Here is a 430-nt window from a genome sequence, read left to right as displayed (position 1 = left end):
ACGGGCGATGCGGTCTATCGAGAGCAGCCCCTCACTGAGCCGGGCGGTAAAGGCTGGGTAACCGACATCCAGCGCATGGTTGTACACCCTTACGGGCTCGGTGTAGATGACCGCTCCCTTATCCAGTGGCGATAATGGCAACGTCGGGTTTAAGGTTTGTAAGGTCTCAAGAGTGACACCGTGCTGCTGAGCAATCTGCTCTAGAGTTTCCCCTTGAGCCGCCTTATGAGCGGCTCGGCGACTAACCTCTTCCATGACTGGCCCTTTGGTCAAAGGGATAATGGCGTCCATATCGAGCTGGACGCCATGCTCATTTAAAAAGGCCGTGTCTACCGCCGACATGGCTTGGTCATCCATGGCGTCTCGGCTAAACAGCAAGTGCTGGTCGACCACCACCTGCCCCTCTCGCTTCCACAGGGCTAAGACAAAG

1 protein-coding gene is annotated in these 430 nt (G+C 56.5%); it reads right to left on the bottom strand.

All coding sequences use genetic code 11. The features are described 5' to 3' along the window. The coding region (locus OH455_RS23285; RefSeq protein ID WP_269982948.1) for a LysM peptidoglycan-binding domain-containing protein at positions 1–430 on the bottom strand (430 nt) is incomplete at both ends.

This window comes from Vibrio sp. T11.5, assembly GCF_027587155.1.
Taxonomy (GTDB): Bacteria; Pseudomonadota; Gammaproteobacteria; order Enterobacterales; family Vibrionaceae; genus Vibrio; species Vibrio neptunius.
The sequence above is the reverse complement of the archived record's forward strand: the minus strand, read 5'-3'. Positions and strand labels throughout refer to the sequence as shown.